At 72.7% G+C, this 16,199-nt stretch carries 13 protein-coding genes; 6 read left to right on the top strand and 7 right to left on the bottom strand.

Features of this window, described 5'->3' with window-relative positions; translation table 11 throughout:
* Positions 1-119: 119 nt before the first annotated feature.
* Positions 120-569, top strand: a complete 450-nt coding sequence (locus AB0F72_RS17025; protein WP_360431454.1) for a hypothetical protein — start codon at positions 120-122, stop codon at positions 567-569.
* A gap of 3 nt (positions 570-572) precedes the next feature.
* On the opposite strand, the gene AB0F72_RS17020 is transcribed toward AB0F72_RS17025, so the two are convergent.
* Positions 573-1,400: an alpha/beta hydrolase gene (locus AB0F72_RS17020; RefSeq protein ID WP_360431451.1), complete on the bottom strand. Its 828-nt coding sequence runs from the start codon at positions 1,398-1,400 to the stop codon at positions 573-575.
* A 170-nt stretch (positions 1,401-1,570) separates the two neighbouring features.
* Between AB0F72_RS17020 and AB0F72_RS17015 the strand changes: the two genes are divergently transcribed.
* The 3 genes from AB0F72_RS17015 (at position 1,571) to AB0F72_RS17005 (ending at position 8,257) form a co-directional block, all read left to right on the top strand.
* A complete protein-coding gene (locus tag AB0F72_RS17015; protein WP_360431448.1) occupies positions 1,571-2,761 on the top strand; it encodes a PP2C family protein-serine/threonine phosphatase in 1,191 nt (396 codons plus the stop codon).
* A gap of 75 nt (positions 2,762-2,836) precedes the next feature.
* On the top strand, positions 2,837-5,488 hold the full coding sequence (locus tag AB0F72_RS17010) for a LuxR family transcriptional regulator (RefSeq protein ID WP_360431445.1): 2,652 nt from the start codon (positions 2,837-2,839) through the stop codon (positions 5,486-5,488).
* A 3-nt stretch (positions 5,489-5,491) separates the two neighbouring features.
* Positions 5,492-8,257, top strand: a complete 2,766-nt coding sequence (locus AB0F72_RS17005) for an AAA family ATPase (RefSeq protein WP_360431442.1) — start codon at positions 5,492-5,494, stop codon at positions 8,255-8,257.
* Here the strand turns inward: AB0F72_RS17005 and AB0F72_RS17000 are convergent.
* Positions 8,223-8,960 carry an alpha/beta hydrolase gene (locus tag AB0F72_RS17000; RefSeq protein ID WP_360431439.1) on the bottom strand — a complete coding sequence of 246 codons (738 nt, stop codon included), beginning with the start codon at positions 8,958-8,960 and terminating at the stop codon, positions 8,223-8,225. The genes AB0F72_RS17005 and AB0F72_RS17000 overlap by 35 nt on opposite strands.
* A 141-nt stretch (positions 8,961-9,101) precedes the next feature.
* On the opposite strand from AB0F72_RS17000, the gene AB0F72_RS16995 reads away from it, so the two are divergent.
* Positions 9,102-9,782, top strand: a complete 681-nt coding sequence (locus AB0F72_RS16995; RefSeq protein ID WP_360431436.1) for a mechanosensitive ion channel family protein — start codon at positions 9,102-9,104, stop codon at positions 9,780-9,782.
* Between the two features lie 10 nt (positions 9,783-9,792).
* Positions 9,793-10,485: an HAD family phosphatase gene (locus tag AB0F72_RS16990; protein ID WP_360431433.1), complete on the top strand. Its 693-nt coding sequence runs from the start codon at positions 9,793-9,795 to the stop codon at positions 10,483-10,485.
* A 47-nt stretch (positions 10,486-10,532) separates the two neighbouring features.
* Here the strand turns inward: AB0F72_RS16990 and AB0F72_RS16985 are convergent, their stop codons facing one another.
* The 5 genes from AB0F72_RS16985 to AB0F72_RS16965 are packed head-to-tail and all read right to left on the bottom strand — an operon-like array spanning position 10,533 to position 16,175.
* Positions 10,533-11,540 carry a hypothetical protein gene (locus AB0F72_RS16985; protein WP_360431431.1) on the bottom strand — a complete coding sequence of 336 codons (1,008 nt, stop codon included), beginning with the start codon at positions 11,538-11,540 and terminating at the stop codon, positions 10,533-10,535.
* Complete coding sequence (locus tag AB0F72_RS16980) at positions 11,537-12,739, bottom strand: hypothetical protein (protein ID WP_360431428.1); 1,203 nt, start codon at positions 12,737-12,739, stop codon at positions 11,537-11,539. Before AB0F72_RS16980 ends, AB0F72_RS16985 begins: the two co-directional genes overlap by 4 nt.
* Positions 12,736-13,680 carry a protein phosphatase 2C domain-containing protein gene (locus AB0F72_RS16975; protein WP_360431425.1) on the bottom strand — a complete coding sequence of 315 codons (945 nt, stop codon included), beginning with the start codon at positions 13,678-13,680 and terminating at the stop codon, positions 12,736-12,738. The genes AB0F72_RS16980 and AB0F72_RS16975 overlap by 4 nt, the downstream gene beginning before the upstream one ends.
* On the bottom strand, positions 13,677-15,881 hold the full coding sequence (locus tag AB0F72_RS16970) for a protein kinase (RefSeq protein WP_360431422.1): 2,205 nt from the start codon (positions 15,879-15,881) through the stop codon (positions 13,677-13,679). The genes AB0F72_RS16975 and AB0F72_RS16970 overlap by 4 nt, the downstream gene beginning before the upstream one ends.
* Positions 15,882-16,175 carry an FHA domain-containing protein gene (locus tag AB0F72_RS16965; RefSeq protein WP_360431419.1) on the bottom strand — a complete coding sequence of 98 codons (294 nt, stop codon included), beginning with the start codon at positions 16,173-16,175 and terminating at the stop codon, positions 15,882-15,884.
* Between the last annotated feature and the right edge of the window lie 24 nt (positions 16,176-16,199).

Here is a 16,199-nt window from a genome sequence, read left to right as displayed (position 1 = left end):
TTCCCGGCGCCGTGTGGCACCATATGGAACGGGACCGTATCGGCGCAGCCCGATACAGTTGATCGACGACTATGTATACCAATCCGTTATGGCCAGCAATCCGTTATGTAGGGATTCCCATGAGCGACTGGGCGGACAACCCGAGGCTGAATACCTGGCTGGCGACGCAGGAGGCTGCTTTCCCGGTCTGGTCCCGTGAGACCGGGCAGCAGTGGGACTTCTCCGTCGAGTCGCTGGACCGGCTGGAGAAGCTGCTCCTGGAGCGGTTCGACGGGTGGGACGACATGCTCGCCGCCGAGGAGGCCGAGGATCCGGACGTGATGGTCCCCGGCTGGTACATCGGCGAGGTGCAGAACCGGAACTGCGGCACCTCGTGGTACCGCAACCCGGTCGTGCCCACCCACCCGGACCAGCCGAAGACGCCGTTCGTCCAGCTCCCCGACGACCCCGACGCCGGTTACGAGGACGACATCCCGCCGGGCAACAACCCGTTCACCGAGATCCGCGGCCTGTTCGTCCCCCATCCGAACCGTCACCTGCGGGATGTCGTCCTCCGCTACCGGGCGTGAGTCTCAGCTCTTCCAGAACTCGAGCAGGTCCTTGTCGAGCGCCTGCTGGTACTCGCCGGCGATACCGTGCGGCGCGCCCTCGTACACCTTGAGGGTGCCGTCCTTGACCAGCTTGATGGTCTTCTCGGCGGCCGCCGCGATCGGCACGATCTGGTCGTCGCCGCCGTGCGCGATGAACATCGGCACGTCGATCTTGCCGAGGTCCTCGGTGAAGTCGGTCTCCGAGAACTGCTTGACGCAGTCGTAGACGGCGGCGAAGCCGGCCTGCATGCCGAGCCGCCAGAACTGGTCCTTCGCGCCCTGCGAGACCTTGGCGCCCGGGCGGTTCGCGCCGAAGAACGGCTCCGCGAGCTCCTTGAAGAACTGCGAGCGGTCGGCCAGGACACCGTCGCGGATGGCGTCGAACGCCTCGATCGGGGTGCCCTCCGGGTTGGTCCCCGACTTGACCATCACCGGCGGGACCGCGCCGGCGGTGGCGATCTTGGCAACCCGGCCGATGCCGTGCTTCGCCGCGAACCGCACGACCTCGCCGCCACCGGTCGAGTGGCCGACCAGGATGATGTCGCGCAGGTCCAGGGCGCGGACCAGGGCGTCCAGGTCAGCCGCGTACGTGTCCATGTCGTTGCCGAACCAGGTCGGGGTGGACCGGCCGTGACCGCGGCGGTCGTGCGCGATGGCCCGGAACCCGTTGTCCGCGGCCAGCTTCATCTCGACGTCCCACGCGTCGCCGCTCAGCGGCCAGCCGTGGCTGAAGACGATCGGCTGCCCGTCCGGGTTGCCCCAGTCCTTGTAGAAGATCTCAGTGCCGTCGTCCGTGGTGATGTAAGGCATGGCTGGCTCCTCGGTGTGTGAGCGCCGGTGATGCGGATCGGTCCCGCACCGGCTCGCCACCAAAACTGCCCACCCGAGAAGGCGATGCCATCCGTCGAATGACTGCTCCTGCGGTGGTGGCAGTCATTCGACGGATGACCCGGGGAGGTCGCACAGGAAGTCTCTGGACCATGCCGACGATTACCTTGCCTCCGGATGCCGCGCTACGGCGCAGCCGCCAGCTGTTGACGGCGAGCGAACAGCTCTCCGCCACCGAGACCACCGCGGACGTGCTGGCCACCGTGCCGGCGCTGATGCACGACATGCTCGCCGCCACGCACGCCGAGGTGGTGATGGCCGGGGTCGGCCGCGGCCCGGCGTCCGGCGTGGCCGCGGCGCTGACCGCCCCGGTGCGGCGCGAAGGCGTGGCCCGGTTCTTCGCCGGACCGGCGGAACTGATGGCCGCCCGCCCGGCGCTCGCCGGCGACGTCGCACGGCTCGGCTGGCAGGCCGCGGTCTGCGCGCCGCTGCCGGGCATGCCCGGCGCGCTGATGCTGGCCTGGTCGCAGCCGCGCGCCTTCTCCGCGCCGGACCGCGCCTTCGTCGTCACCCTGATCCGGTACGTCACCCGCGCGCTGCAACGGGCGATCCGCAACGACGCCACGATCGCGGCCAGCGAGACCCTGCAACGGGCGATCGGCTCCCAGCTGCCGCAGGTCGAAGGCTACGAACTGGCCGCGCGCTACCTGCCGGCGGACGCCAGCACGACCGTCGGCGGCGACTGGTACGACGTGCTGCCCGGCCCGAACGGCCGGCTCACCTGCGTGATCGGCGACGTGGTCGGGCACGGCCTGCGGGCGGCGGCCGAGATGGGTCAGCTGCGCGGCATGCTCCGGGCGTACCTGGTGGACCGCCGGGAACCGCCGTCGGTGCTGCTGCGCCGCCTGGAAGCCGCGAACCACGCGCTCGGCGAGCCGACCATGGCGACCGCTGTCGTCGCGATCGTCGAGCCGGCCGCGAACGGAGGGCACCGGTTGCGCTGGTCGAACGCGGGTCACCCACCGCCGGTGGTCATTCACCCCGACCGTACGGTCCACGCGCTGACCGGCAACGACATGCTGCTCGGGATGCGGCGCAACCCGCCCCGGCACACGTACACGTACCACCTGCCGCCCGGCTCGACCGTGCTGCTGCACACCGACGGTCTGGTGGAGGATCGCGAGCGGCACATCGACGAGAGCTTCGCCACGCTCTACCGCAGGCTGCGGGCCGGCGGCCGGCCGCACGAGGTGCTCGCCGCCGCGGCCAGCCTGCTCACCGGGGTGCGCAGCGACGATGTGGCGATGCTCGCAGTCCGCGTCCCCGGGCTCGCAGAAAGATGAAACTTCATGTTTCCTGCTCGGTGAGGAGCGGATCCGGGTAGTTCACTGTTCCTTCGAGGAAAGGGCAGCAGACACATGGGCGACGGGGTACTGATCGGCCGGGCACGGGAGCTGGCCGACCTCACCGCGATCGTCGGCGCGGCCGGGCACGGACCGGCGTCGCTGCTGCTCAGCGGTGCGGCGGGCACGGGGAAGACCGCACTGCTCGCGGCCGCCGCGGACGACGCCCGCCGCCGCGGCTACCGGATCCGGTACGCCACCACGTCCGCGCACCAGCCGTACGCGCTCCTGCGCAACCTGCTCGGGGACGGCAACAACGACCTCGCCGAGCTGCCCCAGCATCTGCGCCGCCAGATCACCGGGCTGTGGTCGCCCCCGGCCGCGGGGCTGCCGGCCGACGAGCCGGCCGTGGTGACCGCCCTGCTGCTCACGTTCGACCTGCTGACCCGCAACGGACCGGCGCTGATCGTCGCCGACGACGTCCACCACGCCGACGAGGCCTCGCTGCGGATCCTCGCCTCCGCCCTGCGCAACACCTCCACCGAGCGGATCGCGATGCTGCTCGCCGCCCGCGACGGCGTGCTGCCCGACACCGCGACACCCGGCATTCCCCGGTACGAGATCGGCCCGCTCCCCGAGGAGGCGGCGGCCCGGCTGCTCGACACGTGCGTGTTGCGGCCCGGCGCCCGCAGCCGGGCCGAGATCCTGCGGCGGGCCGACGGCAACCCGCTGGCCCTGCGGGTGCTCAGCGACCCGCGCGCGCGGCCGCCGCACGAGTTCACCACAGCGATCCGCGCCCTGCCGCCGGCCACCCGCTGGCTGCTGCTGCACGCGGCGCTGGCCGGTGACGCCGAGCACATCGGCACCCTGACCCGGGCCGCCGGGATGTCCCTGGACCTGCGCCACTGGATGCCGGCCGAGCAGGCGGGGCTGATCACGGTACGGGACCGGCAGGCACACTTCCGTCATCCGCTCCACCGGGCGGCCTGCACGGTCGTCGAGACTCCGGGCGACGTCGCGCGGGCGCACCGCAATCTGGCGGCGGCGACCGATGACCCGTACCACCGGGCCCGGCACCTCGCCGAGGGCACGCCCGGCCGCGACGAGGCCGTGGCCGCGGCCCTGGAGGCCGCGGCCGACGGCTCGATCGCCCGCAGCGACTACCTGGCCGCCGCCGGCGCGCTGCAGTCGGCGGCCGAGCGCAGCGGTGACGACGAGGCCGCCGCCCGCCGGTACGCGCGAGCCGTCTTCGCCGCTCATCGCAGCGGCGATCCGGAGTGGACGATCGAGCTCTACGCGAAGACGACAGCGCTGACCAGCGACCCGGACGTGATCGGGCTCGCGGCCTGCGGCGCCGGTTACGCCCTGGTGCACTCGGCCCAGCCGGAGCAGGCCTTCGAGGTCGCCGCCCGGGCGGTGCGCGGCGGGGCCCTCGACCGTCAGGTGACGCTGGCCGCCACCCTGGTCGCCGCCGCGGCGGCGCTGCACTCCGGGTCGCCCGCCCACCGCGAGCAGCTACCCGCGATGCTGGCCCTGGCCGGCGAGCGCGCCCAGGCGGAGGATCCGCTCACCCGGGACACCGTCCTGGCGATCGCCGACCCGGCCACCTTCGCCGCGTCCGGGCACGTGCCGCAGCCGACCGGGACCGGGCCGGGCGGGGTGACCCGGATGCTGCTCACCGGCATGATCGCGTTCCTGCTGGACGAGTCCGCGAAGGCCGGCGCCGAGCTGCACGGGGTCTGGGAGATGGGCACGCAGTACGGCGCTCACGGCGCGGCGCTCGGCTCGTTCCCGGCGATGGCGCTCGCGCTGATCGACGCCGGGAAGTGGGGCGAGGCGGAACGTCTGCTGGACAGCGCCGAGCAGTGCGCCGACGTGCGCGTGCCGGTGCTCGATGGGGCCCTGCCGGCGCTGCGGGCCATCCTGCGGGCACTGCGCCACGACGGTACGGCCGGTGACGCCGCCCGGCCCGACGAACAGCCACCGTCGACGCTGATCGACAGCCTCCAGCAGCGGGCCGCCGGGCTCACCGCCCTGGCCGCCGGTGACTACCAGGCGGCCTACCAGCGCTTCCGCCGGATGTGGGACGACGACGGGGCGCCCCGGCACTACTTCCTCGGCCCGCGCAGCCTGCCGCAGCTGGCGCTGACCGCCGCGCGGACCGGCAACCGCGCCGAGGCCGAGCTGATCCTGGCCCTCGCCACGACGGCGGCCGGGGCATCCGGGGCGAGCGGCCGGCTCGGCATGCTGCTCGCGCACGCCGCCGCCCTGCTCGACCGGACCGACCGGGCGGAGTCCCACTTCCACCGGGCGCTCGCCGACGCGCGCCGGGCCCTGCAGTGGCCCCTGGAGTACGCCGAGGTCCAGCTCAACCTCGGGCTGTGGCTGCGTGGCCGGCGCCGGCTGCACGACGCGCGCCCGCATCTGCTCGCCGCACGCGACACGTTCCTGCGGCTCGGTGCGGCGAGCCACGCCGAGCAGGCTCACCGCGGCCTGCCGGTGGGCCTGCGCGCCGCCGGTGAGCCGGCGCCGGAAGCGGACGCGTTCACCGCGTTGACCGCCCAGAAACAGATGATCGCCAGAATGGCCGCCGAGGGGATGAGCAACCGGGAGATCGCCGGCAAGCTCTTCCTGTCGCCACGCACTGTCGGCTCCCACCTGTACCGCATCTACGCCGAACTGGGCGTCGGGAGCCGCCACCAGCTGCGCACGCTGATCGGGAGTTGAGGAATGCCGTTCGCACAGCTCGTCGGCCGGGACGCCGAGCTGGCTCGGGCCGGTCGTCTGCTGGAACCCGGCGGTGACCGGTCGCTCTTCGTCACCGGCGCCCGGGGCGCCGGCAAGTCCGCGCTGCTCACCGCGGCGGCGGCGGCCGCCCGGGAGGCCGGGCGGCGCGTGCTGCTGCTGCGGGGCGGCGCCGGACCGTGGCCGTTGCGGCAGTTGCTGCTCGCCGTCCGGCACGACCTGGCCGCCCTCCCGCCGGAGATCAAGGGGCCGGCGCTGGCGTTCCTGGGCCTCACCCCGGACACCCCGCCCGAGGTCGGCGACCTGCCCATGGTGGTCCGGGCGGCCGTCACCGCTGTCGCCGCCACCACCCCGATCCTGGTCGTCGCGGACGACGCGCACGAGCTGGCCCCGGACGCGCTGGCCACCCTGGCCGAGCTGACCGCCGCGCCGCCGCGGACCGGCGGGCCGGGATCCGCGCAGACCGGCGGGCTGGAACCCGCGCGGACCGGCGGTTCAGGACCCGTGCGGACCGGCGGTTCAGGACCCGTGCGGACCGGCGGGCGGCAGCCTGCGGTGGCCGTGCTGGCGGCCGGGCGGATGCCGGTGCCGGAGGTGCTCGCCGGGATTCCGGTGCTGGAGCTGGCGCCACTCGGCGCGGACGACGCGGCGCGGCTGCTGGACGACCACGAGCGCACTCCGGCGGCCCGCGACCGGGCCACGATCCTGCACCGCGCGGCCGGCAATCCGGCCGCGCTCGTCGAGTTCGGCAGCACCGGCTCGCCGTCGGGCGGGTTGCTGGCCGAGTTCACCGACGCGCTGGCCGGCCTGCCCACGCCGGCCCGGACCCTGCTGCTCTACGCCGCGGCGGCCGGCTTCCCCGCCGACCCGGCGCTGCTCAGCGAGGCGGCCGGCTTCCCCACCGGCGCGGCGCCGCAGGGCACGGCGGCCGGCTCCCTCGCCGAGGACCACTGGCTCCCGGCTGTCGAGGCCGGCCTGATCACCCGTACCGATGGCCTGATCCGTTTCGGGCATCCGCTCGCCGCCGAGGCCGCCTACCGCTACGCCTCCGCGCACCTGCGCCGCCGCGTGCACCGGGACCTCGCGGCGGCGCTCACCGACCGGCCCGAGCACCGCGCGCTGCAGCTGGCGGCGGCCGAACCGGGCCCGGACGAGCAGATCGCCACCGCGCTGGAGACCGCCGCCGCGATCTTCCGGCGGCAGGGCCTGCGGTACGAGGCGACGGCCGCGATGCAGCAGTCCGCCGAGCGCTCTCCCGTGCCGCAGGCTGCCGCCCGGCGCCTGACCCGGGCCGTCGCCGACGCCCGCGACCTGCGCGACATCGCCTGGACCGCGGAGCTGCACGCGCGGGTGTGGCGGCTCACCGACGACCCTGACGTGCTCGCCGCGGCGGCCCGGTCGGCGGCCACCGCCATGCACTGGGCAGGACGTCCGCACGAGGCGTACGCGATGGTCACGGCCGCGCACCGCGCGGGTCCGCAGGCGTTCCCCGCGGTCGCCGCGCAGCTCGCCCTGATCGCCGCCCAGATCGCCTGGGTGACCGGCGACGACGACCATCGGCGGGGCCTGTCCGCCCTGCTCGACGCGGCCGGACCGGAGCCGGACCCGGCCACCGCGGCGTACGTGCGCGAGGTCATCGCCCCGGCCGGGCACGCCGGGCGGGAGCTGCTGGACGCGGTCACCGTTCCGGAGCCGGGACAGGCGCTGCTCCCGGCCGACCGGCAGCGGTCAGGGCTGCTCGGGGCGATCGCCTACGTCGAGGACCGCGCGCCGCTCGCCGTCGCCCTGCTGACCGCTTCGGTGGCCGGCGCCCCGGCGGCCACGCCCTCGTTCGGGACGCTGCCCACGCTGGTCAGCGCGCTGATCGACGCCGGGGACTGGGAGCAGGCGGATCGGTTGGCCGACCCGCTGCTGGGCACCGGCCTGCCGTCGATGCGGACCACGCTGGCCGCCATGCGTGCCCAGCTCCACGCGCTGCGCGGCGAGAGCGAGGCGGCGCTGCGGCTGGCCCGGGAGACCTGGGAGCGGCTGGACATCCAGGGCAACCGGGCCGCGCACATCCGGCTGCTGCGCGCCGCGGGCCTGGCCTCGGCGGACAGCGGGGACCAGGAGAACGCCTACCGCTATCTGCGGTCGATGTTCGACGCGGACGGGCGGCCGCTGCACCAGCACCTGTCGTCCCGCTCGGTCGCCGAGCTGGCGATCACCGCGGTCCGTTACGGGCAGCAGGCCGATGCCCGTACCGTGGTGGCGCGGGTGCGCGACGCGGCCGGCGCCGAGCCGAGCCGCCGGATGTCGATCCTGCTGCACCTCAGCGACGCCGTGCTGGCCGACAACGACGGCGAGCCGCTCTTCCAGAAGGCCGTCGCGGAGAGCGAATACCCTTACGAGCGCGCGCTCGCTCACCTCCACTACGGCGTCTGGCTGCGACGGCATCGCAGTCCGCGGGAGGCTCGGCTCGTCCTGTCGTACGCGGGAAAGGTTTTTGCCGAGCTCGGCGCGCGGGGCGCCGCCGAGCTTGCCGCCCGCGAGATCGCCGTGGGTGTGCAGAGCGCGACCTCGCAGGAGAGCGGCCCGGCGGCACTGACCCCGCAGGAGAGGCAGGTGGCCGCGCTGGCCGCGCAGGGGCTGAGCAACCGCGCGATCGCCGAGCAGCTGTTCATCTCCGCGCGGACCGTCGGCACCCACCTGTCCCGGGTCTACCGCAAGACCGGGATCAGCCGGCGGCACCAGCTTGGAAACCCGTCGTGACCGCGAGGGCCTCGCGGATGATGTCCGCGACCTCTTTCGGGTGCGAGAGCATCACCAGGTGCGACGAGTCGATCTCGGTGACCGTCGCGCCGGCCCGCTGGTAGCCGAACCGCTCGACCTCCGGGTTGATGGTGTGATCCGAACTGGACACGACGCCCCAGGACGGCTTGGTCTTCCAGGCCGCGTACGGCGCCGGCTCACCGAAGGCGAGACCGGTCAGCGGACGCTGCGAGACGGCGAGGACGCGGGCCAGCTCGGGGTCGATGTCGTGCGCGAAGACGGCCGGGAACTTCTCGATGTCCACCGACACGTCGGTGCCGTCCTCGGCGCCCGGCACCGGGAACTTGGTGTAGACGAGCGCGGCCGCGAGGTCCGAGTCGGGGAAGCCGCCCTGCAGCTGGCCGAGGCTCTCACCCTGGGCGAGGGCGTAGCCGGAGAGGTAGACCAGGCCCGTCACGTTCTCCTCGGCGCCGGCCACGGTGATCACCGCGCCGCCGTAGGAGTGGCCGACCAGCAGGACCGGGCCGTCGATCTGCCGGACGACCGAGGCGATGTAGGCGGCGTCACCGGTCAGGCTGCGGTTCGGCACCGCCGGGGCGACGACCTTCACTCCGCTGTCCAGCAGTTCCGGGATGAGCTTGGCGAAGCTGGACGCGTCGGCGAAGGCGCCGTGCACGAGCACGACGGTGGGAGTGGTCGACATGAGTTGTTCCTCCGAATTAGGGGGCTGTGCCAGCTTTATGGGCTATGCCATCGATCCTTCTGCGCCGGGACCTGGCTGCCGTCCGTCACTCGACTGCTCGCGTAGCCTTTCGCCAAGATCGGGTTCTGGGGAGAACGGGCAATGTGGGTCATCGAGCAGCACATCCGTGCTGACTTCCGCAAAGCGGTGGGATTCGGCCTGGGCGCATTGGTCGCCCTCGTCGCCGGTACGCAGGGAAACCGCCTCGTCGTCTACGGATGTGCCGCGCTGGTGGCCCTCCTCGGGGTGGCCGCCACCCGCTCGGCAGCCCGAGAGGTGCACCGCGTCGCCGTCGCCCGAGCCGGCGACGAAGCCGGCACCCCGCTGCGGATGCTGGTGCAGCTCGGCGGATATCTGCTGGTCATCGCGTCGGTCTGCGACATGCTCGGGGTCGGCCTGGAGCACCTGCTGGTCGGCGGGGCGGTCACCGGCATCATCGTCGGCCTGGCGGCGCAGCCGGTGCTCGGCAACCTGTTCGCCGGCCTGGTGCTGCTGTTCGCCCGGCCGTACGTGCCGGGACGCCGGATCCGGGTGATGTCCGGCGCGCTGAACGGGCCGCACGTGGGCGTGATCCTGTCGGCCGGCCTGCTCTACACCGTTCTGGAGACCGACGACGGCCCGCTGAACATCCCGAACTCCCAGCTCATGGCGTCGGCGGTGGGCCCGTACGACGGCGATGTGGAAAGTCTGGCCGGATCTCCTCCCACCATGGATCCCGGTGCCGATGTGGCCGTCGTCGCTGCCGCCGGTGCCGACGAGTCCCGCCGCCGCCACGACGAATAGGGTCACCCGCATGCCGATCGACGCTGTGCTCTTCGACTGTGACGGGGTGCTCGTCGACTCCGAGCGGATCACCAACGGAGTTCTCCGCGCCATGCTGCACGAGCTGGGCTGGGACCTCACCGAGGAGGAGGGCTTCCGCCTCTTCGTCGGCCGGGCCCTCGCCGACGAGGTCGGCGTGATCACCGCGCACACCGGTTTCGTGGTGACCGCCGAGTGGATCGCCGAGTTCCGCCGCCGGCGCGACGCCGCCCTGGCCACGAGCGTGCAGCCGATCCCCGGCGCGGTCGCCGCCGTGCACGAGATCGACCGGCTCTTCGGCGGCAACCTGGCCTGCGCGAGCGGCGCCGACCGCCCGAAGGTCGAGCTCCAGCTGGCCAAGGTCGGCCTGGACGGCGTCTTCGCCGGCAAGATCTTCAGCGGCATGGAGATGCCACGCAGCAAACCGGCGCCGGACGTCTACCTGGCCGCCGCGGCCGCCCTCGGCGTCGACCCGGCCCGGGCCGCGGTGGTCGAGGACACCCCGACCGGTGTGCTCGCCGGGGTCACCGCGGGCGCCACCGTGTACGGGTACTGCCCGCCCGGCAGCCTGGCCCACAACGAGCCGCGGGTGCTGATCGAGGCCGGGGCCACGCACATCTTCACCGACATGGCCGAGCTGCCGGCGCTGCTCCAGGCGGCGAGCGCGGCCCACGCCGGCTCCTGATCCCTAGGGCCGCCGGTCAGGTCTGTGCACCTCTGGGGCTTCGGCCGTCAGAACGGCACCGGCAGGTCCGCGAACGCGGGCATGACGTCCTCCGCGGGATCGGATCTCGCCGTCTTCGTCTGCGGGAACGCGAGCTGGATCCGGGCGCGGACCGTATCGGCGATGCGGCGGCCGTCCTCGGGGAGGAGGTCCGGCGAGAAGATCGCCGCACGCTCGAAGACGGCCATCTCCGCGGTGGCGAGCCGCAGGTCACCGAAGCGTGCCGCCTGGCGGATCCGCTCGTACCCCGCCTGCAGATCGGGGATCATCGCCCAGTCGTCGCGTTTCGTGTCGGCCGAGATCTGGAAGACCAGGTACGGCTCGGTGACCTCGCTGCCGTCGTCCCGTTCCAGCCGGCCGTCCGCGGCGACCCGCAGCCCGGCCGGGGAGGCGCCGGACCTCGGCGTGCGCACCACGCAGTAGTACCCGGTGGTCACCGTGCTGAAGTCCTTGGCGACACCGATCTCCAGCGAGGGCGACCCGCTGGTTCCGAAGATCGCGTCGAGGGCGGCCTTGGCGGTCGGCACCAGGCTCTTGGCCGCCGGCACGAAACTCACCCCGGCGAACGCGCTGACCTGCTCGACCAGATCGAGATAGGGGTCCAGCAGGTCCGCCGACGGCACCGCGAACAGGCCGATCTCCGCGGAGATGTCCCCACCCCGGTACGGGATCGGGCCGAGCAACCGCTTGCCGGCGACCACCACCCGGTCCAGGTTCGCCGCGTCGGCGTCCCGCAGCATCTCCGGCGTGCTCACGGTCAGGAACTCGGCCCGCGTGCCGGCCAGCGTGTCGGCGGTGAACAGGCTGGTCACCGACGCGTACAGCCGCTTGGTCCCGATCCGGACCTCACTGAGCCGCATGGCCGCCAGGTGCGCGCTGACGTATCCCTCCTCCGCGGCGACGTCGTGGTGGGCGCCGTCCGCGGGCGCCCGCTCCGGCGGGATGTGCTCGAAATGCCAGTCCTCGGCCGGCGTACGCCGGATCCGGTCCCAGAGGTCGCGCACTGCTCCGGTCATATCTCGATCTCCAGGCGTCTCGTGGTCTGTTCCGCGCACACCCAGATCGAGTAGGCGGGATTGCGGGGGCCCTCGCTCGACCGCATCACGGCGAAGCCGACGAGGTGGTCGTCGTTGTCGATCAGCGCGGTGCCGGAATCGCCGGGAATCGTGTCGGCCGTCGTGTAGAACTTGCTGGCGAACGCGCTCTGGTACTCCAGGATGCTCATGTCAGCGCCGTTGATCACGGTGTCCAGCCGGCCGAACCGTACCCGGTTGAAATGTCCCCGGACGAAAGCCGGAAGGATCCGGGGGCCGAGGCCCGCGAAGGCTTCGGTACGGCCGGTCGGCAGTCCCGGCACCGCGATCAGGCAGGAGTCGGTCAGCTCGTCGCGGGCGACGACACGGCCGGGACGCTTGCCCACCAGCATCTCGTCGCCGTCCGGCGGCAGCACGTGCCGGACCGTCGTGACCAGGGTCTCGCCGTTCCGGGACAGCACCACACCGACGGTGGCCCGGTAGTCCTTCTTCCCGGGCATGCCGACGCCGTGCGCCGGCACCGGCACACACGTCTCCGTCTCCGCCGGGGTCCGCATCAGCACCGCCCCGAAGGTTCCCGCCGCGGCGACCTCGGAGACGGCCTGCCTCAGGTCCGGCATGGTGCCGTGCCGGGTGAAATACCGCCGCTCCACGCTGAGCGCCATGGTGCTCCGGCCGGATCGCTGCGCGCTGCCGAACGCGGTGGACACCTCGCTGGGGGCGAACCTCAGGGGCAGGACGACCGGGTCACCCCGGTACCGCGCGGACATCACCAGCAGGTCGAACCGGGTGCCGCCGCCGTGCGCCACCAGAATCGTCCGATCCGGCTCCTCGACACCGTGCCGCCGCAGCGCGTCGCGGAACCGGGCGGTGTGCAGCACCCCGACCCAGTAGGCGCCGGACAGCAGCGCGTCCAGCGATTCCGACCGGCCGATCGTCGCGTCGAACGCCCGGCAGGCGGACCCGCTCGCGGCCAGATTCCGGCCGTCCCGGCGACCGAGCATCCGATCCATGAAGGCGGTCAGGTCGGGCTCGGGTCGGTTCGGCCCGCCACCGCCGCTGCCCCGGGGTGTCGGCGGCACCGGAGGACGGCCGTCGACGGCGGTCGGTCGTTGCTCCCGCCGGAGGCGGCGGAAGAAGGGCGGCCGGGCAGGGCGGGGTTCGTACTCCGGGCTTGTCATCCTCGAAGGAGCTTCTTGAGGAACGACGTCTTCTCCGCCGAGGCCAGTTCGGGCTGCGGCGGGGGTTCCGGGCTCGGCTGGGGACTCGGCTGTGGGGTCAGCACCGGTGCCGGGCCGCGCACGGAACGGCCGCGCGGCTCCAGGAGGACGACCGTGATGTTTCCGCCCCCGCGGCTCTTGGCCGCCTTGACCAGGCCCGCGATCGCGTGTCCGGGCCGCTGGGCCTTCAGCGCCTGCTCGATCTCGCTGTCCGACACCGTGTCGTAGAGCCCGTCGCTGCAGAGCAGCAGACGATCGCCGGGCAGCACCGGGATCTCGGTGAAGTGGACCTCGACCGGGATGCGCAGCCGCCCGCCCAGGCATCGGGTCACCACCCGGTCGGCGCCGGACGGCCCCTCCTCGGTACGCGCCCGGTCGTCGCGGGTGAGCCGGCCGATGTACCCGTTGAGGATCTGGTAGAGCCGCACGTCGCCGACATTGCCGACGAACGCCCGGCCGTCGGCCCGGATCAGCACCGCGGCGGCCGAACAGCCGATGCCCGGCAGGTCGTCCGTCGACGCCTCGTGCACCAGCTCGTCGGCCTGCCGGAACGCCTCACGGAACGCCTCGGCCGTGGCGGACCTCTGGGTCTGCCGCGCGGTCAGCCGGCGGGCCGCCACCGCGGCGGCCACGTCGCCGCCGGCCGCTCCGGCCAGGCCGTCGGTCAGCGACACCACCGCCGCCCGGTGGTCGACCACCGGCACCGTCAGGTCGAGCGGGTTCACGTCCTCAGCGGTCAGCACCCATCCGTTGACGCCGATGGCATCGTCGTTGGGCCGGTGGCCGCCGCCGGCCGTGGCCGCGGTGATCACGACATAGTCGATGTTCGCCCGGCCGGCCGGCGCCCGGCCCGGACCGGCGGCGGACATCGCCGTCGCCGCGGGCAGCCCGTGCTCACTCATCGCGCCGCTCCTCGCGCCGTCGCAGCCATGACAATCCCCGTCCAGACAGTCCAGAACGCCGGCCAACCGGCCGCGGCGCCCAGCACCGGCCCGACCGTGACCAAGGCGAACAGCGCCACCGCGTACCCGAAGACCATGCCGAGCCATCCGCCGAACAGCGCGCCGCGCAGCCGGGACGGCCGCAGGTTGACGGCGAGCCACAGCAGGCCCGCGCCGAGCGCGAACGCGCACCCGGCGAGCATCCCCTGCACGGGCGCCGTGGCCAGGCCGACGCCGGACGCCGCGATCACCGGCAGCACGGTGCCGGCCCACACGACCGCGACCAACTCCAGTTTCCGGCGCCGGGTCCACGGCTTCGGGCGGACGACCTGCCGGTCCAGCCGCCGTGGCCAGACCCGCCACACCGACTTCACGATCGGCGGATCCGGCGCCGGGCGCGGGGCGAACACGGCCGTCCGGGCGGCGGTCCCGAGGTCGTCCTCGGCCTCCTCCTGCTGGTCCGTGCCGGACTCGCGGCCGGACTCACGACCGGTCCGGGTGAGCAGCGGGAAGCAGACCGTGACGAGCGCGTCCATGGCGGGAGTCCGCTCACCGGTCCGCGCCGCGTTGATCAGTGCGGTGAACCACTGGGTGTGCCGGGCCGCGCGCTCGGTGGCGAGCTTGTCGACGTGGTCGCTCAGGTACTTGGCGTACTCGTCGTTCAGGGCGGCCCGCAAGGTCTTGATCAAGAGCTCGGTACGGTCGATCGCGTCGATCCACGACGGAATGCTCGCCGTCAGCGGCAGCGCGACGTCGAGCGCCGTGCGCCACTTGACGTGGATCTCGTGCAGGGACAGCCGGCCGTGCAGGTTCCCCAGAGCGGACAGGCTTCCCGATTCGTGGAGCGCGACCACGAGATCGGCCGCCTCGCGGTCGCCCTTCTCGGCCCGGACCGCCAGCCGGCCCAGATCCTCGGGCTCCATCCGCTCGCCGCGGTAGTAGGGAGGTCCGGACCGATCCAGCTGGACTAACGTCTCCGTGACGATCAGGTCGACATGCGCGCGTTTGTCGATGAGCTCCCGGCTCACCGCGTCCAGCCGGCCGCGCAGCGCCGGGTCGACCTCCTTGCTCCAGCGCAGCAGATCCGTCCAGGCAGACCCGATCACCAGCGCGGCCGACGCGCTCCAATGCGTTCGCATCTCCCGCGCGAGATCGCGTGGCCGGTACACCGTCCGGCCGGCGAACTCGAAGGGAAGCTCCTGTCCTCCCCGAGGTCCGATCGACGAGTCGACGTCGAGATGCTTGCCCTCCAGCCAGGCGCCGACCTTCTGGGCGGACCAGCGCTCGCCGATCTGCCACGCGGTCAGGCCCTGGAACAGGTTCGTCCAGCGTGGACCCGGCTCGGAGTCGATCGGAACCGGGCTGGAACGGACCATCTCGCTGATCACCGGGTCCGGTAGCAATTCGAGGTTCGTGGGATTGACGTAGGGGTGGAAGCCCTGGACCAGCTCGATCATGCTGATCCCGAGGCTCCACCAGTCCATCTGCGGCGCACGGTGCCACCGGGCCTCCGGAGCCGCGTACGGCACGGTCAAGCCGGCCGTCTCGACCTTCTGCTCGGTCATCAGCAGGCGGGCCGAACCGAAGTCGGCCAGTACGACGTCGAGCGGGTCGGTCCCTCGTACCAGGATGTTGCTGGGTTTGATGTCGCAGTGCACGAGGTTCTGCGAGCGGTTGCCTTCGGCGATCGACGTGTGCAGGTAATTGAGGGCCTCGGTCAGCTGTGCGAGGACTTCCAAAGCCTGTTCCTCGGCCAGGCGATGGTCGTCCAGCTTCTCGACGTAGTCGTGCAGCGATCCGAGGGGGTGGTACTCGGTCACCTCGAAGTACCACGGCTGCGTTCCCCCACCCCGGACCCTTTCCTTCTCGGTGTGCAGCAACCGGGTCACGTGGCGCTCGTCCGCCGATTTCCACCGCTGCCAGACCTTCTCCAGATCCGGGTTCGTCTTCTTGAAGTGCTTGATCACGACGGGCCTGCCGGTCTCCTTCCAGGTCGCCAGCCGCAGGAAGTCGAATGTTCCACCGGACGCGAACGGCCGCGGCGACTCCACCAGGTTCACGAGCAGGGGAGGCAGCGGGACGCCGTCGAAGGGAGCGGTCTCCGGCGCGGACTCGGGTGCCCGTGTCGGCTTCGGGCGGCGCACCCGACGTTCGTCCACCACTCAGTCAGCTCTTTCGATGCGCATCCAGCACTCGCGGGCAAGACGGATGTCGAGCGGGATGGGAAACCACTTCGAGACGTTTCGCGGCAGCTTCACGCCGTCCACGTAGGTGCCGAGCGCCGAATGATCCGTCACCTCGGCCTGGTACCCGTCCACCCGCAGCACCAGGTGCTTCCGGCTGACGTCACCGAAGCGGTCGTCCTCGTGGTCGAGGGCGTCACCGATCTCGCCCGGCGTCCCTCGCCCGATCACGATCAGTCTCTCGTCGGCGACCAGGAGCGGGGACGCTGTCAAGAAGCTGTCCCGCGTACCGATCCG

The sequence above is a fragment of the Actinoplanes sp. NPDC023936 genome (assembly GCF_040639325.1).
Taxonomy (GTDB): domain Bacteria; phylum Actinomycetota; class Actinomycetes; order Mycobacteriales; family Micromonosporaceae; genus Actinoplanes.
Note: the sequence above shows the minus strand (reverse complement) of the source record. Positions and strands in the feature narration are given on the sequence as shown.

Excerpts from the sequence above, each read along its gene's own strand:
- AB0F72_RS17010 (WP_360431445.1), top strand. The coding sequence starts at position 2,837 with ATGGGCGACGGGGTACTGATCGGCCGGGCACGGGAGCTGGCCGACCTC.
- AB0F72_RS16985 (WP_360431431.1), bottom strand. The coding sequence starts at position 11,540 with ATGACCGGAGCAGTGCGCGACCTCTGGGACCGGATCCGGCGTACGCCG.
- AB0F72_RS17015 (WP_360431448.1), top strand. The coding sequence starts at position 1,571 with ATGCCGACGATTACCTTGCCTCCGGATGCCGCGCTACGGCGCAGCCGC.
- AB0F72_RS17005 (WP_360431442.1), top strand. The coding sequence starts at position 5,492 with ATGCCGTTCGCACAGCTCGTCGGCCGGGACGCCGAGCTGGCTCGGGCC.
- AB0F72_RS16980 (WP_360431428.1), bottom strand. The coding sequence starts at position 12,739 with ATGACAAGCCCGGAGTACGAACCCCGCCCTGCCCGGCCGCCCTTCTTC.
- AB0F72_RS17000 (WP_360431439.1), bottom strand. The coding sequence starts at position 8,960 with ATGTCGACCACTCCCACCGTCGTGCTCGTGCACGGCGCCTTCGCCGAC.
- AB0F72_RS16975 (WP_360431425.1), bottom strand. The coding sequence starts at position 13,680 with ATGAGTGAGCACGGGCTGCCCGCGGCGACGGCGATGTCCGCCGCCGGT.
- AB0F72_RS16990 (WP_360431433.1), top strand. The coding sequence starts at position 9,793 with ATGCCGATCGACGCTGTGCTCTTCGACTGTGACGGGGTGCTCGTCGAC.
- AB0F72_RS17020 (WP_360431451.1), bottom strand. The coding sequence starts at position 1,400 with ATGCCTTACATCACCACGGACGACGGCACTGAGATCTTCTACAAGGAC.
- AB0F72_RS17025 (WP_360431454.1), top strand. The coding sequence starts at position 120 with ATGAGCGACTGGGCGGACAACCCGAGGCTGAATACCTGGCTGGCGACG.
- AB0F72_RS16995 (WP_360431436.1), top strand. The coding sequence starts at position 9,102 with ATGTGGGTCATCGAGCAGCACATCCGTGCTGACTTCCGCAAAGCGGTG.